Below are 20,966 nucleotides of genomic sequence, written 5' to 3' on the forward strand. Positions count from 1 at the left end.
ATTTTTCGCCCCGAAATCGGCCATCAGGCAATCAGCGACAACTCCCGTGCCCGGCGCAGAGCCTGTGTCCGGCGATTGGCGCCCAGCTTTTCGAACAGACGTGCGACATGGGTCTTGACCGTGTTGGGAGAGATGCCCAGTTCGCGCGCGATCTCCTTGTTCGAGTGGCCCTCGGCCAACAGGTCCAGTACGGTGGCCTCTCGATCAGTGATGCCATGGGCCGCCAATCGGGACAGCCGGTCCAAAGTGCCATGCTGTGGCCCGGTGGATGTCAGACGCGTTCCGATCCAGACCCCGAGACCTGCGAACGCGACGGCGACGACCACCACGTAGATCTCGGTCGGGACAAGCAGAGAAGCGTGCCGATATTCCAGCCAGGAGATCGCAAAGGCAGCGCCGGCCAGAACAGCGCCGTAGCCAAGGATCGCTGACCACGGCATGGCCGCGCCTGCCTGCTTTGTCTTGCGGATCGTCGAATTCCTTTGCCCCATGGTCGTCATGCCGCAGCCTGGCCTCGTCGTCACAGGACAAGGCTAGCGCCGGTTCGCTTGCCAGACCAGAGCTGATCCTGTTGCCTTGATCTCGGCTTCCGATCCTGCGGCGCCGGAGGGCTCCGGACCTCTCATATCGAAAACTTGGCCCCGATGACGCCGACGGGCGAGACTCTCCCTGCCTGAGTGGATAAGTCGGGATCATGCTGCGCAATCTATCCCAACCCACCCTCGGGTCCCTTGCCGCCATCGGGGCGGTCTTCTGCTTTTCGGTCAACGATGTCGCGATCAAGTTCTTGTCCGGGGCGTATGCGCTGCATCAGGTCGTTCTGATCCGGTCCACGATTGGCCTGTTGTTCCTGCTGGCGCTGATCGTGCCCTTCGCGGGCGGTCTTCGCGCCCTCAAGACGCGGCGGCTTCACATGCACCTGTTGCGCGGCCTCTGCGTCGTGTTTGCCAACATGTCATTCTTCCTTGGCCTTGCGGCGCTGCCCCTGGCCGAAGGGGTCGCGATCTTCTTCGTCTCGCCCCTGATCATCACCGTCTTTTCGGTGATCTTCCTGCGTGAAACCGTGGGGCCGTTCCGCTGGGCTGCGGTGGCCGTCGGCATGATCGGGGTTCTGGTCGTCCTGCGCCCCGGCACCGAGGCGTTTCAGCCGGCCTCGCTCCTGCCGATCGCGGCGGCGTTCGGCTATGCCTCGCTGCACATGCTGACGCGCCATATCGGGAAGACGGAATCCTCGGCCGCGCTGTCGTTCTATATCCAGCTGACCTTCATCGCGGTGACCGCCATCTTCGGTCTTGTCGCTGGGGACGGCCGGTTCAACCCCGGCACCGATCCTTCCTTGGAATTCCTGCTCAGGGCATGGACGATGCCCGCGCTGGAGGATGCGTTCATCTTCGTGGCCGTGGGGGTCGCCAGCGCGATGGGCGGGTTCCTGATCAGTTTTGCCTACCGCACCAGCGAGGCGGCACTTGTTGCGCCGTTCGAATATGTCGCGCTGCCGTTGTCGATCGTCTGGGGGATCCTCGTATTCGGTGACTGGCCCGATGCGATCACCTATGCGGGCATCGCGCTCATCCTTGTCTCCGGGCTTGTGATCATCTGGCGTGAGGCGCGCAGCAACGGCCCCCGCCGCGTGCCCCGGACACCCCGATACCGGCGTTAGGCCCTTTTCCGTCTCCGTTCCTTGGTGCAGGTTGTCGCCGAACAACGCGGGATGAGGTGCATGGCGGTCAAGGCGGTTATCTTCGACATCGGGAATGTGCTCATCGAATGGCAGCCCGAACGGTTCTATGACAATGTGATCGGGCGCGACCGGCGGACCCGGATGTTCGACGCGGTCGATCTTCACGGGATGAACGACCGCATCGACCGGGGCGGAGATTTCAAGACGATCGTCATGGAAGAGGCCGAGAAAACGCCCGAATGGCGCGACGAGATCCATATGTGGTACAGCCATTGGATCGATATGGCGGCGCCGACCATCGACCATTCCGTCCGGCTGTTGCGGGCGCTGCGGCGCAACGGGATTCCCGTATTCGCGCTGTCGAATTTCGGGATCCAGACGTTCGAGATCGGGGTGAGGAATTATCCGTTCCTCGAGGAATTCGATCGTCGTTACATTTCGGGCCATATGGGGGTGATCAAGCCCGAGCCTGAAATTTATGAAATGGTCGAGGCCGATTGCGGTCTGCCGGCGGAGGCGCTTTTGTTCACGGATGACAGGCAAGACAACATCGATGCCGCTGCCGCCCGCGGATGGCAGACCCACCTGTTCGAGGGTCCCGACGGCTGGGCCGCGCGGCTTGTCGATGCAGGATTGCTGACCAAAGAGGAGGCCGCATGACCGCTCCGTTCATTCCATTCGACGAGGGACAGCAGGGGCTGGACTGGATTGCCCTGACCGAGGCGATCGCACGGGGGCACGAGTTGCCCGAAGCAAAGGTCGAGGATGTCTTCATCCGCCGTGGCGACGACACGCTTCTGAACCGGTCGGCCTGGATCGACGGGATGGGCGTGGCGGTCAAGGCCTGCATGGTCTGCCCCGGCAATCCGTCCGAGGGACGGCCCATGGTCAATGGTGCGGTCAACCTGTTCGACGATGCGACCGGTGAATTGTCGGCGATCCTGGATTTCCACCTGGTCACGAAATGGAAGACCGCGGGCGATAGTCTTCTGGCTGCACTCCGGCTGGCCAGGCCCGAGAGCCGTAAAATCCTGATCGTCGGTGCGGGAACCGTGGCGCGATCCCTGATCGAGGCCTATTCGGCGGGGTTCCCGGATGCCTCGTTCCTTGTCTGGAACCGGACCGTCGCGCGCGCGGAGGAACTGGCTGCCGCATTCGACCATGTCAGCGTGGCCGAGAATCTGCCCGGTGCCGTTGCCGCGGCCGATATCGTCTCTTGCGCGACCATGTCGTCAGAGCCGATCCTGAAGGGGGAATGGTTGCAGCCGGGTCAACATGTCGACCTGATCGGGGCCTTCCGTGCCGACATGCGCGAGGCCGATGACGAGGCGATCCGACGCGGTCGACTGTTCGTCGATGCCCGCGCCACAACGATCGGACACATCGGCGAGATCGCCATCCCGATCGCCGAGGGAACGATCACCGCCGATGATATTCTTGCAGATTTCAGAAATCCTTCAGCTTTTTGCCGCAATTCCGAGTCAGAAATAACCATCTTCAAGAACGGCGGCGGCGCCCATCTCGACCTGATGGTAAGCCGATACATCCTCGAAGTCTGGAATGCCCGATGGTCTGGTGGATCCTCATAGCCGTAGTCGCGGCCGCAATCGTTTCGATCCCCTTCGTTCAGGAGTTGCGCCGCGACGCGCTCGATCCGTCGAATGCTAAAGGCAGGTTCGCCGATCTTCCCAGTGGCCGGACCCACTACCGCTGGTTCGGCGGCGCGCGAGGCCCGGTCGCTGTTTGCGTCCATGGCCTGACCACGCCATCCGACGTCTGGGAGCCTTTCGCTCGCGAGCTTTGCGATCTTGGCTATCGGGTTCTGATCTATGACCTCTACGGGCGGGGATTTTCCGACAACGTTGCAGGCCCGCAGACGGCAGAATTCTTCGTCACGCAACTCAGGGAACTGCTGGATGATCAGGGCCTTGAGGACGACTTGACGCTTGTCGGCTATTCGATGGGCGGCTCTATCGTCACGGCCTTTACGGCGCGGTATTCGCACCGTGTTCAGCGGGTCGTGCTGATCGCCTCCGCAGGTGTGGAGTACGACGAAGAGCCGTTTCTCAGGCGGATCCTCGGGCTGTCGTTTCTGGGCACATGGCTGCATGCGGCGATCGAGCCGTTCAGGATGCGCCGCGCCCTCGCGGCAGAGGCCGGCACAGGCGATCCGGCCCTTCATCAACTGCGATTGGCGCAGATCGAACGCCCGGGATATTTTCCGGCCGTCATCGCCAGCCGACGTGGCATCCTTTCGGACAGGCAGGAAAAGGAACATCGCGCGATCAGTCGGCTTGATATCCCCGTTTTTGCGCTCTGGGGCGAAGAGGACGATGTGATCCCGATCCAAAGCGTCGGCACGCTGGCCCGCTGGAACCGGGCCGCCCTGCAAGACACGATCCCGGGGGCGAACCATGGGCTGGTCGTGACCCATTCCCGGGAACTTGCCGCGCTCTACCGGACGCTTGTCCGGGGCGACTAGATGGTGTTTCAACCCGGTCTCAGCCCGCTCTCTTACTGGTCGAAGGGCACACGCAAGTTGGGGTTTTCCCCCCGGCATCAGACGGCTACTCAGAGACCATGACCAGTGTGGCAGAGGCATATTCCCGCAGGGTGGCCGACGGGCGGCTGAACGCCGATCCCGTGCAGGAGGCCATGCTCCCGGACCTCGACAGGGTTCGAAGCGAACTCGAGCGACCTGTGAAGAAGGGCCTGTTCCGCAAGCCCCCCCCGCCCGTGCGTGGGCTGTATCTGTGGGGCGGTGTCGGGCGTGGAAAATCCATGCTCATGGACCTTCTGTTCGAAACGGTAACCGTGCCGAAACAGCGCCGCCATTTCCATGCTTTCATGCAATGGGTCCATGCCGAGATGGGCAAGGCCCGCAAACGCGGTGTCGACGACGCCATTGCGCCGGTGGCCGATCAGCTTGCCGAGGAAGTGCGGTTCCTCGCCTTTGACGAGATGCAGATCACGGACATCACCGATGCGATGATCGTCGGACGCCTGTTCCAGCGGATCTTCGATGCGGGCGTGACGGTTGTCACGACGTCGAACCGGCCGCCGCGCGATCTGTACAAGGACGGTCTCAACCGGGACCTGTTCGTGCCTTTCATCGAGATGATCGAGGCGCGGATGGACGTCGTCGAGATGGCGAGTGACACCGACCACCGGCAGGGCAGACTGAAGGGCACGCAGACCTATTTCACGCCGATCGACGCGACCGCGCGGGCCGAGATGAACCGAATCTGGGACGAATTGACAGACGGGCAGGCGCATCCCGAAATTCTTCGGGTGCATGGCCGCGACGTGGAGATACCGGGCTTCTACAACGGGGCGGCGCGCGCCCGGTTCTATGATCTGTGCGGCCGGCCTCTTGGCCCCGCCGATTACCTCGCGCTTGCCGGCGCCGCGAAGGTGATCCTGATCGACGATATTCCGCAGCTGGGCTCGATGAACTTCAACGAGGCCAAGAGGTTCGTGACCCTGATCGACGCCCTTTACGAAGGTCGGGTCCGGCTGATCTGTTCCGCCGCGGCGCGGCCCGAAATGCTCTATGTCGAAGGCGAGGGGTCGTTTGAATTCGGCCGCACGGCAAGCCGCCTCGAAGAGATGCAATCCGAGGATTGGGGACGCGCGTGACGCTGGAGGCTCTCTTGTTCGAGGGTCAGGCAGGGCCCATCCTTCTGGTCGTCCTGACCCTGCTCGTCGCTGTCATCGGGTGGCTGCCCCGGGGCCGGCGCGTTCGCGCCCGCAAACGGCCGGTCATCGTCGTCGATGGATCGAACGTGATGCATTGGGGCGGAGGAGAGCCTTCGTCTGAAAAGCTGTCCTCGGTTCTTGCCGCGCTGATCGAGGCCGGTTTCGAACCCGAGACTTGGTTCGACGCGAATGTCGGATACAAACTGATCGGGCGCTATGCGGGGCCCGGTCAACTGGCGCGGATCCTGCCGATCCCGGCCTCTTCGATCCGCGTCGTGGACAAGGGGACGCCTGCCGACCCCGAACTGATCCGCTCGGCTCTTCGGCAGCGGGCCCGGATCATCACGAATGACAGGTTTCAGGACTGGCGCATGGATTTCCCGGCCCTGGAGGAGGAGGGGCGCCTGATCAGCGGACGCATTCGCCAGGGCTGCCCCGAATTCGATCTGTGATCGAACCGGTCGCAATGCGCTTGCGGTCGGCGGACGGATCCGGGACTTTGTCAGGCGCAACACACAGGTTTGAGGATACAGGCACATGAGCGGACCGGCCCCCGAGGACACAGATCGCCACGCCGCCAAGATGGCCAAGAAAAAGGCCGCGCGCGACAAGATCATGGCGACCAAGACCGATCAGAAGGGCCTGATCATCGTCCATACCGGCAAGGGCAAAGGGAAAAGCTCGGCCGCGTTCGGCATGATATTCCGGTGCATCGCCCATGGTATGAAATGCGCTGTCGTCCAGTTCATCAAGGGCGGCATGTCGACCGGGGAGCGGGATCTGATCCTGTCGAAGTTCAGCGACATCTGCGCGTTTCACACCATGGGCGAGGGCTTCACCTGGGAAACCCAGGACAAGTCCCGCGATATCGAGATGGCGCAGGCCGCATGGGCCAAGGCGAAGGAGCTGATCATCGATCCGTCGAACAAGATGGTCTTGCTGGACGAAATCAATATCGCGATCCGCTATGATTACGTCGCGATCGACGAGGTGGTGGCCTTTCTGCGGGACAACAAGCCACCGATGACCCATGTCGTTCTGACAGGCCGCAATGCCCATGGCGACCTGATCGAACTGGCCGATCTCGTGACAGAGATGGAGTTGATCAAGCATCCGTTCCGAGCGGGGATCAAGGCTCAGCAGGGCGTCGAATTCTGAAAAATCATGCCCAGTGCCGGGAGACCGCCTGAAAAATCATGCTATCATGATCACGAGAACGCCGAATCAACCAAAATTGCGTGGAAATTAGCCACCGCGCAAATCGGATGGGGACCCGAGATTTGAGCGATAGTGCCAACGACCGGGAGGGAGCGGCAAAGTCCGCCCAAAGCGCAGTTCGCCTCGATCCGAGCGAATTGCCCTACCACGCTGTGAGGTCGCTTGCCGACGAAGTCGTCGTTCGGCTTGCAGGCAAGATGCGCAGCGTTCAGGGGCATGCGCCGTCGCAGATCGACGTCGATATTCACGCGTTCACCGCGGCGCTGTTGTCCGATACGCCGGACGATGCCCACGAAATGATCCGTCAGGAACGCCGCGAAGGCGTCCCGATCGAGACGATCTATCTTCACACGCTTGCCGGCTCGGCCAAGCTGATGGGCAAGATGTGGGAAGAGGACCGGCTGTCATTCCTGTCCATGACAGTGGCCGTCGGTCATATCTTTTCCATCATGCGCGGGCTGCGCTACGAGGTGCCTCTGGCAGAGCGGGCCAGGATCGACAGTCATCGCGCGCTTTTCCTGTCCGTCCCGGGCGAGACGCATACAATCGGCATCACCATGGCAGCCGATCTGCTGCGCAACAATGGCTGGGACATCAGTCTCAAGACAGGGCGCCTGCATGACGATCTGATCACCGCGATCGAGGGCGAGCACCACGAATTGATCGGGATTTCGGCCAGTCAGCCCACGTCGATCGGCCCGCTGACCCAGCTGGTCGTGGCCTTGCGGTTTGTTCAGCCGCACGCGCATATCGTGATCGGCGGGCAGATCGTTTCTCATCTGCCCGAACTCAATTCGCTGATCGCGGCGGATGCCGTGATCCGGGACGGTGAGGATGTCGAGGCGTTGCTTGATTCGCTGTCTCAGCTGCCTCCGCGGGATTCCTTCTAGACCCCGCCTGCGCTGGCCCGAAGGTCGGCGATCGTTGCCGTCGTCGAAATCGCTTCCGGATCGAGCCTGACTTCGATCACTGCAGGCAACGCGGCAGCTCTGGCCCTCTCGAACGCGGCTGCGAAATCCTCCTGCTTATCGACGGTCTCGCCATGCCCGCCATAGGCGCGGGCCAGTGCGGCGAAGTCCGGATTGGCAAGACCCGTCCCCGACACGCGGCCGGGATAGGTGCGTTCCTGGTGCATCCGGATCGTGCCGTACTGGCCGTTGTTCATCACGATGACGAGGGGCGTTGCCCCATGTTGAATTGCCGTCGACATCTCGTTCAGGGTCATCTGAAAACATCCGTCTCCGGCCAGGCACACGACCTGCCGTCCGGGATATTCGAGCGAGGCGGAGATTGCAGCCGGAAACCCGTATCCCATCGAGCCCGAAGTGGGCGCCAATTGCGTGCCATAGCGTTTGTACCGGAAATACCTGTGCAGGAACGCGGCATAGTTGCCGGCTCCGTTGGTCAGGATCGCATCCGCCGGGAGATTTTCCGAAAGCCAGCTGATCACGTCTTCTTGCCGGATCGCGCCCGGCGTCGCGCGCGGTGTCGCCCAGTCCAGGTAGTCCTGCCGCGCCTGTGCCGTCCAGTCGTGCCAATCACCGCCCCGGCCCGGGCATTCCGCCAAGGCACTGACAAAGGCCGGCGCGGTGCAGACAAGGCTCATCTCTGCCGGATAGACCCGGCCGATCTCGTCCGCATCGGCATGGACATGGAATATCGCAGGGCTGTCGGAGCCCGGTTTCAGCAGGCTATAGCCCCGGGTTTCGATATCGCCCAGCCGCGACCCGATCACCAGCAGTCGGTCGGCCTCCTGCATCCGGCGGGCAAGCGCGGGGCTCATCCCGACATTCAGATCACCGGCAAAACAGGCATGGTCATTGTCGAGATAGTCCTGCCTCCGAAATCCGACGGCCACCGGGACGCCCTGCACGGCGGCGAAACGGCCGAGCTCTTCGGCCGCATTCGACGACCAATGCGGCCCGCCCACGACGACAAGGGGGCGCTTTCCCTCGGCCAGCCAGTCGATGGCCTGCATCGCAGGCTCTGTCAGATCCGGCGCGATCCGGCCGCCGGGCAAGGGGGCATCCGCCACATCGGCGCTGTCGGACAACATGTCTTCGGGCAGGGACAGGACGACCGGCCCCGGACGACCCGACAACGCGACATTGAAGGCGCGGTCCAGATATTCCGGGAGCCTGTCGGTCTGGTCGATCTCGGCCACCCATTTCGCCAGAGGCGCGAACATGGCGCGGAAATCGACCTCCTGAAACGCCTCGCGGTCGCGATGATCGCGCGCCACCTGCCCGACGAACAGAATCATCGGCGTCGAATCCTGTCGCGCGACATGAACGCCCGAACTGGCATTGGTGGCCCCCGGTCCGCGCGTCACGAAGGCGATGCCCGGCTGACCGGTGATCTTGCCATGGGCCTCGGCCATCATGGCGGCCCCGCCCTCGTGCCGGCATACGATATTGTCGATCCCGCTTTCGTGCAGGCCATCCAGCGCCGCCAGAAAGCTTTCTCCGGGAACGGAAAAGACCCGTCTGATCCCCCGCCGCTTCAGGTGATCGCTCAGAATCTGGCCGCCGTGCCGCATCATGTGTTTCTCCCGTTTTGGCGCACATTGAGTGAGCAGCGCCGAAGGGGCAAGCCGGTTGCCGGCGGATGGCAAAGGCTTACTTGTTCGCGGTAGTCGACAGGAGTTTGTTCAATGACACGCCTTCTTGGCATTTCGGGGTCCTTGCGACGCCAATCCTTCAACACGATGCTGGTCCACGAGGCCGCCCGGCTGTTCGATCCCGAAACCTTTGAATTCGCCGATATCCGGTTTCCGCTCTATGATGGTGATCTCGAGGATGCCGAAGGCATCCCGCCCGAGGTGCAGAAGGTCGCCGATCAGATTGCCGTGGCCGATGCGGTCATCATTTCCTGTCCCGAGTATAACAAGAACCTTTCCGGTGTGATGAAGAACGCACTCGACTGGATCAGCCGCACCGAAGGCAATCCGTGGCTCGACAAGCCGGTTGCCATCATGTCCGCAACTGCGGGCCGTGCAGGCGGCGAGCGAAGCCAAAATTCGCTGCGCCTGTGCATGCAACCGTTTCGTCCCCTGATCCTTCAGGGGCCGGAGGTTCTGGTCGGCGGGGCACAGAATCATTTCGACGATGACAGGCGACTTTCGACGGAAAGTTACGTGACATTCCTCCAGAGCTTGATGGATGACCTGAAAACAAGGACTTGAGTTCCGCGCGTTTGGTCGTAGCGTGCCACATCATGACGGAAGCTTCGCATCAGACACGGACGATGACCGATCCGATCGACCCGGCCCGTGCCGCGGCATTGCAGGCCGCGCTGGGCGAAGCGCCGACGATTACGGCCGGCGACCCTCTCCCGCCATTCTTTCAGCAGGTCTATTTCTGGGAGGCTGTCCCGCCGCCGCATCTGGGTCGTGACGGCCATCCAAAGACCGGCGGGTTCATCCCGGACATGGGTCTGCCGCGGCGGATGTGGGCGGCCGGGCGTCTGGATTTCCACAGCCCCCTCAGGGCCGGAACGCGCACCGAGCGTCTGACCAGCATTGACCACGTCACGCGCAAGGAGGGCAGATCGGGACCACTGGCCTTTGTGCGCCTGCGTCACGACTTCCGGCAACGGGGTGGGCTGGCCCTCACCGAATATCAGGAACTTGTCTACCGCTCCGAGGCAGCGATCCATGCCGCGTTGCCCGCGCCACCCGTGGCGGCCACTGACGAAGAGGTCTGCAGGACCCGGTCTTTCGACCGCACCTTGCTGTTTCGTTACTCGGCGCTGACCTTCAACGGTCATCGCATCCACTATGACGAGGCCTATGCCCGTGGGGTCGAAGGCTATGATGGCCTGGTTGATCATGGCCCGCTTCTGGCCCAGCTTCTGATGCTGCTGGCGTGCGATGTCATGGGGGATCTGGCGCGGTTCAGCTACCGGGCCACGGCCCCCCTGATGCATCACGAGACGGCTGAGCTCTGCTGGAAGTCTGACGGAACGCTGTGGGTCCGTGGCCCCGACGGCCGTCAATGCATGGAAGCCAGCGCAACTCCGGTCAGTCGGCCGGCCTGAAGTCGGCGGGGATGCGGTCGCGACCGTCGAGGATCAGATCGGCCATGATGTCGGCGATCAGGGGCGCCATGCCGAATCCGATCTTGAAGCCGCCGTTCGCGATATAGCCCCGATGTTCGAGAGGGTGCGGGCCGATCACCGGCGCGCGCGATCTGCTGCGGGGGCGCACGCCTGCCCATCTCTCGATCACCGGCGCGTCGGCAAGCGCGGGGATCAGCTGCCTTGCCTTGTCGATCAGCGCATCAAGCTGTGCATCGGTCGTAGCGGGATCCGACCAGTCGCGTTCGCTGGTCGATCCGATGGCGACCGTGCCGTCATGATGGGGAACGAGGTGCAGCCCATCCACGAAAAGCTGGGGCGCGTCGCGCTGATCAAGCTGGAAGAGGGCCGCCTGTCCCTTGACCCCTGCGCCCGCCACGCCCATGCGCGCGAGATCGTGATACCCGGTGGCCCAGACCACCGCCCCCGCGTCAGACCCGGCGGCGACGATCTCGCCCGACCGGGCCCGGATCGCGCGGGCCAGACAATCGAGTGCGGCGCGCGGATTGATCCGGGCCGACAGCGTGTCGTGGATAAGGTAGCCGCTGTCGCTGGGCGGGGACCATGCCCCGGCATCCGCACGCGGGACGATGGACCAGCGGGCCCTGCCGTCCCAAAGTGCCTCGGCGCCGACCGACCGGGCCTGTGCCCGTTCCAGCGCGGCGGCGTCGGCAATGGGCTGCAACCTGCCCGACCGACAATAGCCCGGGTCGCCGCCGCCTGCCTGCGCCGCCACGGTCCACCATTCCTCGGCCATCAGAAGGGATTCCAGCTGAAACGCTTTCTTGTCGTTCCAGTTCTCGGGCACATGCGGGCTGAGCGCGCCGACGATCCCGCCGCTCGATCCGGCCCCGATGCCGTGGGGGTCGATCACCCTGACCTTGGCGCCGCGCCGGGCGCAGGCCCATGCGATCGACAGTCCGAAAATCCCCGCGCCGCGGATGGTGACGTCCATTGCCAAGCCTCGTCATCGTGATCAATGTCGCGCCGACCATAGAGCGAGGAAACATGGCCGACCAGCAATCGGATATCGGATGGCGCGACGGGGATGTTCCCGTCTCCGAACGGTTTCAGGATCCCTATTTCTCGCTGGAGAACGGGCTGGAAGAGACGCGGTATGTCTTTCTGTCCGGCAACGACCTGCCCGCACGGTTCGCGCCGGGTTTCTCGATTGCAGAGCTGGGCTTTGGTACGGGCCTGAACTTCCTGACGACCTGGCTGGCCTGGGAAAAGGCAGACATCGACGGCTCGCTGAGGTTTACCTCATTCGAGGCCTATCCGCTCGCGCCCTCGGACATGGCTCGCGCCCTGTCGGCATTTCCTGCGCTGGACGACAGGGCGGCCCGGCTTGTCGACGCGGTCGCGCAGGGCGGCGGTCTGGTGGACCTGGGGCCGGTGATCCTCGATCTGGTGATCGGCGATGCACGCGAGACGGTGCCGGTCTGGACAGGTCAGGCCGATGCATGGTTCCTCGATGGATTTGCGCCTGCGCGAAACCCCGAATTGTGGGAACCCGCCTTGCTTTCGCAGGTCTTTGGGCATACCCGCCCGGGCGGAACCGCCGCGACATACACTGCTGCTGGAGCCGTGAGACGTGCTTTGTCAGAGGCCGGTTTCGAGGTGTGGCGGGGTCCGGGCTATGGCCGCAAGCGCCACATGACCCACGCACGGAGACCTCTATGACCCGCAACGATTCAAGACTTGGAATCGTGTTCATGATCGCGACGACACTGGTCTTCGCGGCGCAGGACGGCCTGTCACGGCATCTTGCGGGGGAATACAACGTCCTGATGATCGTGATGATCCGGTACTGGTTCTTTGCGGCCTTCGTCATCGCGGTCGCGGTGCGGAAATCGGGCTCCCTGCGCGCGGCGGCGCGAACCACGCAGCCCGTCCTCCAGGCGAGCCGGGGGCTTCTGCTGGCGGCCGAGATCTGCGTGATGGTTCTGGCCTTCGTTCTGATCGGGCTGGTGGAAAGCCACGCGATGTTCGCCTGCTACCCGCTTCTGATCGCGGCCCTGTCCGGGCCGGTTCTGGGTGAAAAGGTCGGCTGGCGGCGCTGGGCGGCGATCGGCATGGGTTTTGTCGGTGTGCTGATCATCCTTCAGCCCGGGGTCGGCGTCTTCAGCCCCTATTCGCTGGTGGCGCTCCTGTCGGCGACGATGTTCGCGCTTTACGGGCTGCTGACCCGTTTTGCCGCCCGAAAGGATACCGTCGCCACCAGCTTCTTCTGGACAGGCACAGTGGGTGCGATCCTGATGACGGTGATCGGCATCTGGTTCTGGGAGCCGATGACGGGCCCGGACTGGGCTTTGATGGCGGTTCTGTGCGTGACCGGCGCATCGGGTCACTGGCTTTTGATCAAGACCTACGAGGTGGCCGAGGCAAGCGCCGTTCAGCCCTTCGCCTATCTTCAGCTTGTCTTCGCCTCGCTGGTGGGGATCACCGTCTTCAACGAGGTGCTGGAACCCAACGTCGCCATCGGGTCGGCCATCGTGGTGGGGGCGGGCCTGTTCACGCTGCTGCGCGAACGGAAGGTCAAGCAGGCCTCCTGACTGCGCGATCCTGACCGCGCGATCCTGACCCTTGGGCCTAGCCGCCGGGCCGGGCGATCGGGCGGATGATCAAGGGTCCGTCAGGCGGGGCAGGGGCCGCGGGTTCCGCGATCGCACCCGTGTCTGATGCGGCGTCGGTCTGATCGGTGGCACTGGGGCGCAGGCGCGGCCGGACAAAGGGCGGCTCGCCGTTCAGAAGTTGGGTGAACCGCACTGGCCCGCCCTGACCCGTCAGGCGTGCCCGATAGACAGGGATCGATTCCGTCACCCGCATCACGTAATTCCGGGTTTCGGTGAAGGGGATATGCTCGATCCAGTCGACCACATCGACCTCGCCTTTGCGCGGATCGCCCCGTTCCGCCATCCATGTCGAGGGCCGGCTCGGCCCGGCATTGTAGCCCGCCGCGATCATCACCGGGCTGTCGCCGAATTCCTCGCGGAGGAAGGACAGATACCGGGCGCCAAGGGTCACGTTATAGCGCCAGTCGGTTATCAGCCGGTTGCGCGAATAGGGCAGGGACAGTTCGCCTGCCACCTCTTCGGCGGTGGCGGGCATCAGCTGCATCATCCCCAGCGCGCCGACCGGACTGCCGGCATCTTCGCGAAACTCGCTCTCGCGGCGCGCGATCGAAAGCGCCAGTTCGGGTGAGACCGGCATCTCCATTTCCGCCAGCGGGTGGAGCGGGAAATACATGTCGGGGATGATCATGCCGCGCGCGGCCCCCGCCTTTCCCAGTAGAACGACAAAGAACGTCTCGTCCTGCGCCTGCATCATCTGCCCGAGGTGGCCCAGTTCGTCGCGATCAAGGGTCCGGCCAAGCTCTGCCGCGAACAGGACGGCACTGCCCCTGTCGCCCGCCTCCAGAAGCAGCATCAGGGCCTCAACAAGGTCGTTGTCATCAAGCGAGGCGCGGGCTGCATCGGAAAAACTCTCGCCGCCCGCGAGCGTCGGATCAAGCGACCGGCCGATCAGTTCCGACGCAAGAAGCCCGTAGAAAGCGGTCTGGTGGTCGGCGGCACGGGCAAGGGCAACGGCGGCGGCCTCGGCGTCGCCAAGGGCAATGTGGGCCTGACCTTCCCAATAGCCGGCCCGCGCGACAGAGATCGGGCTGTCGACGTCAGAGGCGAGGTTGCGGAAATGGCCCAGAGCCAGCGCCGGGTCATCCAGATAGCGCAGGGCCAGATAGCCCGAAAGCCATTCGAGGTCGGAGTAGAAGCGCCCTTCTTCAAGGTGATGCTGACGGGCCATGTCATAGGCCAGACGGGCGCGGCCCTCGCGCATGTGCCACCGCGCAAGCGAGGCGCGCCAGCTAGCCCAGCGGAACGGCTGGCCCAACGTGTCGGCGCTGCCCGTGCGGGCCAAAAGGATTTCGGTTGCCTCGGTGTAGTCGCCACTGTCGGCAAAGCGGTTATAGCGGTCATAGGCCAGACCGGGATGATCGCGGAGCGCGGCGGGAACGGCGGTCAGCTTTTCGGCGGCATCGGCCGAATTCCGGATCAGCGCGATCCGCGCCTCGGCCAATGCGCGGTCGTCGTCGCCGAGAAGATCAAGAAGGCGCTCGGCATCGCTGATCCGCCAACGCCAGAGTTGCGCATCGACCCGGGCCGCGTGATGGGGCGCCAAGAGTTCCCCGTGTTCGGCCAGCATGATGGCCAACCCATCATCGCTGAGCCCGGCGCCGAGCCATGTGTCGATCAGGGTCTGGGCCGCCTGATCGGGCCTGCCGGCCTCCGTCAGGGCGGCGGCCAGCCGCACGGCACCTTCGCCTGTCTCGGGCGGAGTGTCGGCAAAGAAGGTCAGCACATCGACGGCAGAGGCGCGTTCGGGAATGGCCTCTTCGGCACGTTCGCGGATACGCTCGAGCCCCGGCCAATCCTTGCGATTGCGCAGAAACCCCCGAAACTCGCCGAAGGTGCCCGCACCGTCCCGCAGCCGTTTCCATGTCACGAGGTCGATTGCGACACGGCCTTCGCCCTCGGTCAGGAGGTAGGCAAGATCCCAGTCGCCGGCATCCATGGCAGCCTGTGCTGCCACGAACCCCGTCTCCGGCAGGCCGGTCTGATCCTGAGCTGAAACGGCCCATGCGGAAAGAGACAACGCTGCCCCAGCCAACATCGACGCAAACCAAGCGCTCTTGCGCATATCCACACCCTGCCTCTGCGAAACAGAAACCTAATCTTCCCGCGCCGCCATGCAACTCACAAACTTGGCAAGCCTCGAAATCCCGTCTAGGAAAGCTTCGTTTTGAAACGGGTGATGACGGCTGTTCCGTCGCGGCCCAAACCACGAAGGACGCGTGTCATGATCAAGGGGTCTCTGCCTGCTCTCGTCACGCCGTTTGCCGACGGCGAAGTCGATCTGGACGCGCTCAAGAAACTGGTCGACTGGCATATCGATCAAGGCAGCCACGGCCTTGTGCCCGTTGGCACCACTGGCGAAAGCCCGACACTGAGCCATGCCGAACACGATCTGGTCGTGGAAACCGTGGTCAAGCAGGCCGCGGGCCGCGTTCCCGTCATCGCTGGCGCAGGGTCGAACAGCACGCGCGAGACGGTGCGTCTTGTCTCGGCGGCCAAGGCCGCGGGCGCGGATGCGGCGCTGGTGGTGACGCCCTATTACAACAAGCCCACCCAAAAGGGCATGATCGCGCATTTCCTGGCTGCCGCCGAATGCGGCCTGCCGATCATCATCTACAACATTCCGCCGCGGTCCGTCGTCGACATGACGCCCGCGACGATGGGCGAACTGGCCAAGCACCCCAACATCATCGGCGTCAAGGACGCGACCGCCGATCTGAGCCGCGTGCCGCAACAGCGGATCACCTGCGGCACCGATTTCATCCAGCTTTCGGGCGAGGATCCGACGGCGCTTGGCTTCAATGCGCATGGTGGCCGGGGCTGCATCTCGGTGACCGCCAATGTCGCGCCGCGCCTGTGTTCCGAATTCCAGGAGGCGACGCTTGCGGGTGATTTCGCAACGGCCCTGACGATTCAGGACCGGTTGCAGCCGCTGCATCAGGCGATCTTTCGGGAACCGGGCCTTGCCGGGGCGAAATACGGCCTGTCCGTTCTGGGCATGATCCGGGACGAGGTTCGATCCCCTCTGACGTCGGTGGGCGAAGAGACTCAGGCCGAGATCCGCTCTGCCATGGCGCATGCCGGTCTGGTCAACTGACCGGATCGCGAAGCCAGTCTTCGGCGAAGTCAAGCGCGCGGCAGGCGCCAAGTCCGGCCGCGCGTTCAAGCTCCGAGACGAGCTTTGCCTGACGCCCCTTGCCCATGCGCACACCGTCTTCGGGCCAGAAGGCTCTGATCCAGAGGGTCTCGGTCGATCTGTCGGCCTTCATGTCGATCCGTCCGATCAGCCGGGTACCTTCCATGACGGGAAAGACGTAGTAGCCATAGACACGCTTGGGCTCGGGCACGAAGATCTCGATCCGGTAGGAGAAATCGAACAGGCGTTCGGCCCGGGCCCTGTCGCGCAGGGCCGGGTCAAAGGGCGACAGGATGCGCACCCGGGTCGACGGCTCGGGCAGGGATAGTGCCTCGTCGACAACGCCCGGACGCGCCAGTGACACACGCCGCGATCCGTCGGCGCAGACGATCTCGACCTCTTCGATCAGACAGGATTGCAGGGCGGACCTGCACCAACGGGCAGCCTCTGCCTTGGTGATGATATCCCAGAACGCAGCGATTTCGCCCGACGTGCCGAACCCCATCCGGTCGAGCGCGGCGCGACAGGCCCAATCGATGATCTCGTCATCGTCCTTGCGCCGGGCAAGCGTCTCGCTCGGGATCACGCGTTCGGTCAGATCATAGACCTTTCGGAATCCCTCGCGTCTGGTCACGGCCAGCGCGCCCGACCGCCAGAGATATTCCAGCGCCGTCTTGGACGGGTGCCAGTCCCACCAGCCGCCGGACGATTTCTCTTCGTCCTTGCCGACATCGCGGGTGGTGCAGGCGCCATGCCTGGCCACGTGATCGAGGATCTCGTCGATCTGTTCGACGAACCCCTCGCGGCGGTTCTTCTGCCAGCGACCTTGCAGCCGGGCGGCATCCCGTTCGAATTTCAGCCGCCAGTACGGGTAGAAGGCCATCGGAATGGCCGCGGCATCGTGGGTCCAGTGTTCGAAGATCGTCCGATCCTGCGCCAGCGCGGTGTTCAGTGCGGGCGGGCGGAACTGTTGGCGACGCGACCACAGGATCAGGTCATGGGCCCGGGCGAAGGTGTTGACGCTGTCCAGCTGGACGAAGCCCAGCGTTTCGATGACCCCGGCCAGATCCGCGCCCCGGCCCGGGCCTCCGCCGGGTCTCAGAAGCGCGTGGCGGTCAAGAAAAAGCCTGCGTGCCTGTTCATTGTCGAGCCGCGGAAGAGCGCCGCTCATTCCTCGGCATCCTGCGCCGCGATCTGGCCCAGCCTGACCTGCCGGATGCCCTCGATCAGGACCGCCGTCATCAGGCCGAAATGCATCAGACCGTTCGCTGCGGCCAGACCGCTGAGGAGACGCCATTGATCCGGCAGAAGGACATCGCCGAAGCCAAGCGTCGTGAATGCAACGAGTGAGAAATAGACCGCCGGCTCGATCCCTTCGAAGATTCCCAGCCCCAGAAAGGCAAAGGCCCAGATCCAGACGGCGATCGAGAATTGCAGCATGATCCAGACCGCGAGAACGCATAGCGCGAAGATCAGCTTCGGTCGGTGCGGGGGCTTAAGAATCCAGCCGCGGTTCCGCGCCAGCGCGATTTCCAAGAACCAAAGTGCGACGCCCGATAACATGATCGTCGACAGGATCAGTCCCAGCCCGATCAGGAATTGAATCAGCATCCCGCGCTCCCTTTGCGGGACAACTTAATCAATCACGCGCGGGGGGCCAGACCCCGCCGCCTTCCTTGTGTCGGACAAGGTGATCGCCTATGTCGATCCGCATGGCCAAGAAGGACGAAAACAAGAACTACAAGGTCGTCGCCGAGAACCGGCGCGCACGGTACGATTATGCCATCGAGGACGATATCGAATGCGGGATCGTTCTCATGGGATCGGAAGTGAAATCGCTCCGGGACGGTCAGGCCAACATCGCCGAAAGCTATGCTTCGGTCGAGAATGGCGAATTGTGGCTCACCAATTCCTACATCGCCCGCTATGACCCGGCCCGCCAATGGGGCCATGAAGAGCGGCGTAAGCGCAAGCTTCTGGTGTCACGTCGCGAATTGGCGAAGTTGTGGAACGCGACCCAGCGCGAGGGGATGACCATCGTTCCTCTGGTGATGTATTTCAACGACCGCGGCCTGGTGAAGCTCAAGATCGCGATCGCCAAGGGCAAGAAGGTCCATGACAAACGCGCGACCGAGGCCAAACGTGACTGGAACCGGCAGAAACAGCGGCTTCTGCGCGATCACAGCTGAGGCCGATCAGTAGTCACCCGGATACTGGCTCATCATGAATTGAACGTCGAGGTCGCTGCCAAAGGCATCGGGGCTACGGCTCATCATCTCCGTCAGGACTTCGCGCTGGTTGCGCTGGTCTTCGTGGTGATCGACGACGGGCGCGTCGGTCCGGGTCCGCTGAAACAGGCCGGCAAGGCGCGACAGGATCGGGGCGGGGCTGTTGATCATCATGGTCATGGCGGGGTCCTCGTTCATTTGGCTGGCTCGTGTTCTGTTGATTTGACGATACGGCCCGCAAACGCCTGCTGGTATCCGCCGCAACGTTGTGGTGTTCTACAAAAATGAAGAGCGACTTCAGGGAATGGTCCGACATCCGCGTCTTCCTCGCCGTCATGCGCGCGGGCTCGACGCTTGCCGCGTCACGGGTGCTTGGCATGTCACAGCCGACAGTCGCCCGGCGGATCGATGTTCTCGAACATGTCTCGGGTCTGACGCTGTTTGACCGGACGACCCAGGGCTTCTGCCCGACACCTGCCGCCGAGGCGCTGTTGCCGGAGGCTGAAAAGATGGAGGCAGCCGCCGGGGCCTTGGCGCAGATTGCGACCCGCGAGCGGAACGCGCCGTCGAAACCGATCCGGTTCAGCCTTGCCCCCGTGGCGCTGACCAAGAACCTGACCGCGATCCTTGCGAGGTTTCGGGCCGACCATCCGGGGACGAGTTTCGATTTCCTGCCAACCCGGGACGAAGTGGATCTGATCGGTGGCGAGGCCGACATGGCCCTGCGCTACGCGCTCGAGATCAACGACGAGCGATTGATTCGCTACAAGCTGAGCGAGATCCGTACCGCTCTCTTCGCGTCTGAAAGCTATGTGGCCGAGTACGGGCTCCCGACGACAGAGGCCGATCTGTTGCGTCACCGCTTTGTCATGCGGGAAGGGCGGATCAGGCCCGGGCCCATCGACACATGGCTTCTGGAACGGATCACGCCGGATCAGATCGTCTCGCGCAGTCAGGATTTCGAATCCCTCTTTGCGGCCGTGCAAACCGGTATTGGCATCGGTGCGCTTCCCCGGGTGCGCGCCCACCTCGAAGGGGGATTCGTTGAGTGTTTCACCCCGGCGGACACGGTCGTCGGCTATACTTGGCTTGTCGTGTCCCCGGCGGCGATGCGTCGACCCGAGATCAGGGTCTTCGCCGAGTGTTTCGCGCGCGACTACGCGGCCTTCCTCGCCGAAGAGAAGGCCCAGATCCTTGCCGGGGCCGAGGCTTCGGGACAAAGCGACACGGCTTGAACATCCGGTTCGGCAACGGCGCCGCCGCGTGGCGGAAATGCAGATCGACCTGTGTCTGGCTGTCTTGCGCGCGGTTGGTGTTGGCCCAACCAACAAGAGGCGGTCGCCGTCAGATCGGGTCGACCCTTGTTTCCCGGCCTCAGCGGCGATACTCACGATCCGATCCGCACGGAGGGTTTCATGAACGCCGAGTCCCCCAATTCAAACGACGATCCCAAGGTTCTGGTGTCAACCGACTGGCTTGCCCGGCATCTGAAATCACCCGATCTGCGCATTCTTGACGGGTCGTGGTACCTGCCCGATGCAGGCCGTGATCCAAAGGCGGAATATGCCGAGGCGCATATTCCTGGTGCCCGGTTCTTCGATATCGACGAGATCTCGGACCACCGGTCCGAACTGCCGCACATGGCCCCGCCGGTCGAGAAATTCATGAGCCGGCTGCGCGCCATGGGCGTGGGCGACGGGCACCAGATTGTGGTCTATGACGGTGCGGGCCTGATGTCGGCGGCGCGGGTCTGGTGGATGTTCCGGCTGATGGGGCAGAAGAACGTCGCTGTTCTGGATGGCGGCCTGCCGAAATGGCGGGCCGAGGGCCATCCGCTCACCGACGACAATCCGATCATCCGCGACCGGCACATGACGGTGACGCGCCAGAACCATCTGGTGCGCGACGTCACCGAAGTGGCCCGCGCCGCAAAGCTGGGCGATCACGTGATCATCGACGCCCGCGCGCCGCAGCGTTTTTCAGGTGAGGCGGCCGAGCCGCGTGCCGGCCTTCGTTCGGGTCACATCCCCGGATCGCGCAACGTCTTCTACCGCGATCTTCTGAACGACGATTTCACCATGAAGCCAGCCGAAGAGCTGCGCGGAATTTTTGAAGGGGCAGGTGTCGATCTGTCCAAACCCGCGATCACGACCTGCGGCTCCGGTGTCACCGCGGCCGTGTTGTCGCTGGCGCTCGAACGGATCGGAAAGACCGACCATTCCCTTTATGACGGATCATGGTCCGAATGGGGGATGTATGCCGATCTTCCCATCGAAACGGGGCCTGCCGCCTGA

General features: G+C 63.5%; 23 protein-coding genes. 16 read left to right on the top strand and 7 right to left on the bottom strand.

From position 1 onward, the window contains the following. Positions 1-23 precede the first annotated feature (23 nt). Complete coding sequence (locus tag EP376_RS12000) at positions 24-500, bottom strand: response regulator transcription factor (RefSeq protein WP_203331029.1); 477 nt, start codon at positions 498-500, stop codon at positions 24-26. A gap of 194 nt (positions 501-694) precedes the next feature. On the opposite strand from EP376_RS12000, the gene EP376_RS12005 reads away from it, so the two are divergent. The 8 genes from EP376_RS12005 (at position 695) to EP376_RS12040 (ending at position 7,488) form a co-directional block, all read left to right on the top strand. Next, positions 695-1,660 carry a DMT family transporter gene (locus tag EP376_RS12005; protein ID WP_127655762.1) on the top strand — a complete coding sequence of 322 codons (966 nt, stop codon included), beginning with the start codon at positions 695-697 and terminating at the stop codon, positions 1,658-1,660. 60 nt (positions 1,661-1,720) lie between these two features. Further along, on the top strand, positions 1,721-2,341 hold the full coding sequence (locus tag EP376_RS12010) for an HAD family hydrolase (RefSeq protein WP_127655763.1): 621 nt from the start codon (positions 1,721-1,723) through the stop codon (positions 2,339-2,341). After that, positions 2,338-3,270 (top strand): ornithine cyclodeaminase family protein, encoded by a 933-nt coding sequence (locus EP376_RS12015; protein ID WP_127655764.1) that lies wholly within the window; start codon positions 2,338-2,340, stop codon positions 3,268-3,270. Before EP376_RS12010 ends, EP376_RS12015 begins: the two co-directional genes overlap by 4 nt. Next, positions 3,249-4,163 carry an alpha/beta fold hydrolase gene (locus tag EP376_RS12020; RefSeq protein ID WP_127655765.1) on the top strand — a complete coding sequence of 305 codons (915 nt, stop codon included), beginning with the start codon at positions 3,249-3,251 and terminating at the stop codon, positions 4,161-4,163. The genes EP376_RS12015 and EP376_RS12020 overlap by 22 nt, the downstream gene beginning before the upstream one ends. A gap of 98 nt (positions 4,164-4,261) precedes the next feature. After that, a complete protein-coding gene (zapE, locus tag EP376_RS12025; RefSeq protein ID WP_127655766.1) occupies positions 4,262-5,320 on the top strand; it encodes a cell division protein ZapE in 1,059 nt (352 codons plus the stop codon). Beyond that, entirely contained in the window at positions 5,317-5,832 is a 516-nt protein-coding gene (locus tag EP376_RS12030; RefSeq protein WP_127655767.1) for an NYN domain-containing protein, read from the top strand. The genes zapE and EP376_RS12030 overlap by 4 nt, the downstream gene beginning before the upstream one ends. A gap of 85 nt (positions 5,833-5,917) precedes the next feature. Beyond that, entirely contained in the window at positions 5,918-6,538 is a 621-nt protein-coding gene (gene cobO / locus EP376_RS12035) for a cob(I)yrinic acid a,c-diamide adenosyltransferase (RefSeq protein WP_127655768.1), read from the top strand. A 122-nt stretch (positions 6,539-6,660) separates the two neighbouring features. After that, a complete protein-coding gene (locus tag EP376_RS12040) occupies positions 6,661-7,488 on the top strand; it encodes a cobalamin B12-binding domain-containing protein (RefSeq protein WP_164744922.1) in 828 nt (275 codons plus the stop codon). On the opposite strand, the gene EP376_RS12045 is transcribed toward EP376_RS12040, so the two are convergent. Beyond that, complete coding sequence (locus EP376_RS12045; RefSeq protein ID WP_127655954.1) at positions 7,485-9,137, bottom strand: thiamine pyrophosphate-binding protein; 1,653 nt, start codon at positions 9,135-9,137, stop codon at positions 7,485-7,487. The genes EP376_RS12040 and EP376_RS12045 overlap by 4 nt on opposite strands. Before the next feature lie 114 nt (positions 9,138-9,251). On the opposite strand from EP376_RS12045, the gene EP376_RS12050 reads away from it, so the two are divergent. Together EP376_RS12050 and EP376_RS12055 are read left to right on the top strand one after the other, a co-directional pair. Next, positions 9,252-9,782 carry an NADPH-dependent FMN reductase gene (locus EP376_RS12050; protein ID WP_127655770.1) on the top strand — a complete coding sequence of 177 codons (531 nt, stop codon included), beginning with the start codon at positions 9,252-9,254 and terminating at the stop codon, positions 9,780-9,782. Positions 9,783-9,814: 32 nt separating this feature from the next. Beyond that, positions 9,815-10,636, top strand: a complete 822-nt coding sequence (locus EP376_RS12055) for an HTD2 family dehydratase (protein WP_127655771.1) — start codon at positions 9,815-9,817, stop codon at positions 10,634-10,636. Here EP376_RS12055 and EP376_RS12060 read toward each other — a convergent pair. After that, positions 10,620-11,630 carry an NAD(P)/FAD-dependent oxidoreductase gene (locus EP376_RS12060; RefSeq protein WP_127655772.1) on the bottom strand — a complete coding sequence of 337 codons (1,011 nt, stop codon included), beginning with the start codon at positions 11,628-11,630 and terminating at the stop codon, positions 10,620-10,622. The two genes, EP376_RS12055 and EP376_RS12060, sit on opposite strands and share 17 nt — an antisense overlap. A 53-nt stretch (positions 11,631-11,683) precedes the next feature. Here EP376_RS12060 and mnmC2 point away from each other — a divergent pair, with 53 nt between their 5' ends. Both mnmC2 and EP376_RS12070 read left to right on the top strand, forming a co-directional pair. Next, positions 11,684-12,358, top strand: coding sequence for a tRNA (5-methylaminomethyl-2-thiouridine)(34)-methyltransferase MnmC2 (mnmC2, locus tag EP376_RS12065; RefSeq protein ID WP_127655955.1), 675 nt, complete (start codon positions 11,684-11,686; stop codon positions 12,356-12,358). Further along, positions 12,355-13,230: a DMT family transporter gene (locus EP376_RS12070; protein WP_127655773.1), complete on the top strand. Its 876-nt coding sequence runs from the start codon at positions 12,355-12,357 to the stop codon at positions 13,228-13,230. The genes mnmC2 and EP376_RS12070 overlap by 4 nt, the downstream gene beginning before the upstream one ends. Before the next feature lie 37 nt (positions 13,231-13,267). Here the strand turns inward: EP376_RS12070 and EP376_RS12075 are convergent, their stop codons facing one another. Further along, positions 13,268-15,373, bottom strand: coding sequence for a lytic transglycosylase domain-containing protein (locus EP376_RS12075; protein WP_127655774.1), 2,106 nt, complete (start codon positions 15,371-15,373; stop codon positions 13,268-13,270). 159 nt (positions 15,374-15,532) lie between these two features. Between EP376_RS12075 and dapA the strand changes: the two genes are divergently transcribed. After that, on the top strand, positions 15,533-16,405 hold the full coding sequence (gene dapA / locus EP376_RS12080; protein ID WP_127655775.1) for a 4-hydroxy-tetrahydrodipicolinate synthase: 873 nt from the start codon (positions 15,533-15,535) through the stop codon (positions 16,403-16,405). On the opposite strand, the gene EP376_RS12085 is transcribed toward dapA, so the two are convergent. Together EP376_RS12085 and EP376_RS12090 are read right to left on the bottom strand one after the other, a co-directional pair. Beyond that, positions 16,398-17,615 (bottom strand): winged helix-turn-helix domain-containing protein, encoded by a 1,218-nt coding sequence (locus tag EP376_RS12085; protein WP_127655776.1) that lies wholly within the window; start codon positions 17,613-17,615, stop codon positions 16,398-16,400. The two genes, dapA and EP376_RS12085, sit on opposite strands and share 8 nt — an antisense overlap. Further along, positions 17,612-18,055 carry an ion channel gene (locus EP376_RS12090; RefSeq protein ID WP_127655777.1) on the bottom strand — a complete coding sequence of 148 codons (444 nt, stop codon included), beginning with the start codon at positions 18,053-18,055 and terminating at the stop codon, positions 17,612-17,614. Before EP376_RS12090 ends, EP376_RS12085 begins: the two co-directional genes overlap by 4 nt. 101 nt (positions 18,056-18,156) lie before the next feature. On the opposite strand from EP376_RS12090, the gene smpB reads away from it, so the two are divergent. Continuing rightward, a complete protein-coding gene (smpB, locus tag EP376_RS12095) occupies positions 18,157-18,633 on the top strand; it encodes an SsrA-binding protein SmpB (protein WP_127655956.1) in 477 nt (158 codons plus the stop codon). Positions 18,634-18,639: 6 nt separating this feature from the next. On the opposite strand, the gene EP376_RS12100 is transcribed toward smpB, so the two are convergent. After that, on the bottom strand, positions 18,640-18,852 hold the full coding sequence (locus EP376_RS12100) for a hypothetical protein (protein WP_127655778.1): 213 nt from the start codon (positions 18,850-18,852) through the stop codon (positions 18,640-18,642). 104 nt (positions 18,853-18,956) lie between these two features. Between EP376_RS12100 and EP376_RS12105 the strand changes: the two genes are divergently transcribed. Together EP376_RS12105 and sseA are read left to right on the top strand one after the other, a co-directional pair. Next, complete coding sequence (locus EP376_RS12105) at positions 18,957-19,907, top strand: LysR family transcriptional regulator (protein WP_127655779.1); 951 nt, start codon at positions 18,957-18,959, stop codon at positions 19,905-19,907. A gap of 180 nt (positions 19,908-20,087) precedes the next feature. Beyond that, positions 20,088-20,966: a 3-mercaptopyruvate sulfurtransferase gene (gene sseA / locus EP376_RS12110; protein WP_127655780.1), complete on the top strand. Its 879-nt coding sequence runs from the start codon at positions 20,088-20,090 to the stop codon at positions 20,964-20,966.

Origin of the sequence: Alexandriicola marinus, from assembly GCF_004000435.1 — a bacterium.
In the GTDB taxonomy this organism is placed as follows: domain Bacteria; phylum Pseudomonadota; class Alphaproteobacteria; order Rhodobacterales; family Rhodobacteraceae; genus Alexandriicola; species Alexandriicola marinus.

What these genes read in the sequence shown, in the direction of transcription:
- EP376_RS12000 (WP_203331029.1), bottom strand. Translation starts at nt 500, where the DNA reads ATGACGACCATGGGGCAAAGGAATTCGACGATCCGCAAGACAAAGCAG.
- EP376_RS12005 (WP_127655762.1), top strand. Translation starts at nt 695, where the DNA reads ATGCTGCGCAATCTATCCCAACCCACCCTCGGGTCCCTTGCCGCCATC.
- EP376_RS12010 (WP_127655763.1), top strand. Translation starts at nt 1,721, where the DNA reads ATGGCGGTCAAGGCGGTTATCTTCGACATCGGGAATGTGCTCATCGAA.
- EP376_RS12015 (WP_127655764.1), top strand. Translation starts at nt 2,338, where the DNA reads ATGACCGCTCCGTTCATTCCATTCGACGAGGGACAGCAGGGGCTGGAC.
- EP376_RS12020 (WP_127655765.1), top strand. Translation starts at nt 3,249, where the DNA reads ATGGTCTGGTGGATCCTCATAGCCGTAGTCGCGGCCGCAATCGTTTCG.
- zapE (WP_127655766.1), top strand. Translation starts at nt 4,262, where the DNA reads ATGACCAGTGTGGCAGAGGCATATTCCCGCAGGGTGGCCGACGGGCGG.
- cobO (WP_127655768.1), top strand. Translation starts at nt 5,918, where the DNA reads ATGAGCGGACCGGCCCCCGAGGACACAGATCGCCACGCCGCCAAGATG.
- EP376_RS12045 (WP_127655954.1), bottom strand. Translation starts at nt 9,137, where the DNA reads ATGCGGCACGGCGGCCAGATTCTGAGCGATCACCTGAAGCGGCGGGGG.
- EP376_RS12050 (WP_127655770.1), top strand. Translation starts at nt 9,252, where the DNA reads ATGACACGCCTTCTTGGCATTTCGGGGTCCTTGCGACGCCAATCCTTC.
- EP376_RS12055 (WP_127655771.1), top strand. Translation starts at nt 9,815, where the DNA reads ATGACGGAAGCTTCGCATCAGACACGGACGATGACCGATCCGATCGAC.
- EP376_RS12060 (WP_127655772.1), bottom strand. Translation starts at nt 11,630, where the DNA reads ATGGACGTCACCATCCGCGGCGCGGGGATTTTCGGACTGTCGATCGCA.
- mnmC2 (WP_127655955.1), top strand. Translation starts at nt 11,684, where the DNA reads ATGGCCGACCAGCAATCGGATATCGGATGGCGCGACGGGGATGTTCCC.
- EP376_RS12070 (WP_127655773.1), top strand. Translation starts at nt 12,355, where the DNA reads ATGACCCGCAACGATTCAAGACTTGGAATCGTGTTCATGATCGCGACG.
- EP376_RS12075 (WP_127655774.1), bottom strand. Translation starts at nt 15,373, where the DNA reads ATGCGCAAGAGCGCTTGGTTTGCGTCGATGTTGGCTGGGGCAGCGTTG.
- dapA (WP_127655775.1), top strand. Translation starts at nt 15,533, where the DNA reads ATGATCAAGGGGTCTCTGCCTGCTCTCGTCACGCCGTTTGCCGACGGC.
- EP376_RS12085 (WP_127655776.1), bottom strand. Translation starts at nt 17,615, where the DNA reads ATGAGCGGCGCTCTTCCGCGGCTCGACAATGAACAGGCACGCAGGCTT.
- EP376_RS12090 (WP_127655777.1), bottom strand. Translation starts at nt 18,055, where the DNA reads ATGCTGATTCAATTCCTGATCGGGCTGGGACTGATCCTGTCGACGATC.
- smpB (WP_127655956.1), top strand. Translation starts at nt 18,157, where the DNA reads ATGGCCAAGAAGGACGAAAACAAGAACTACAAGGTCGTCGCCGAGAAC.
- EP376_RS12100 (WP_127655778.1), bottom strand. Translation starts at nt 18,852, where the DNA reads ATGACCATGATGATCAACAGCCCCGCCCCGATCCTGTCGCGCCTTGCC.
- EP376_RS12105 (WP_127655779.1), top strand. Translation starts at nt 18,957, where the DNA reads ATGAAGAGCGACTTCAGGGAATGGTCCGACATCCGCGTCTTCCTCGCC.
- sseA (WP_127655780.1), top strand. Translation starts at nt 20,088, where the DNA reads ATGAACGCCGAGTCCCCCAATTCAAACGACGATCCCAAGGTTCTGGTG.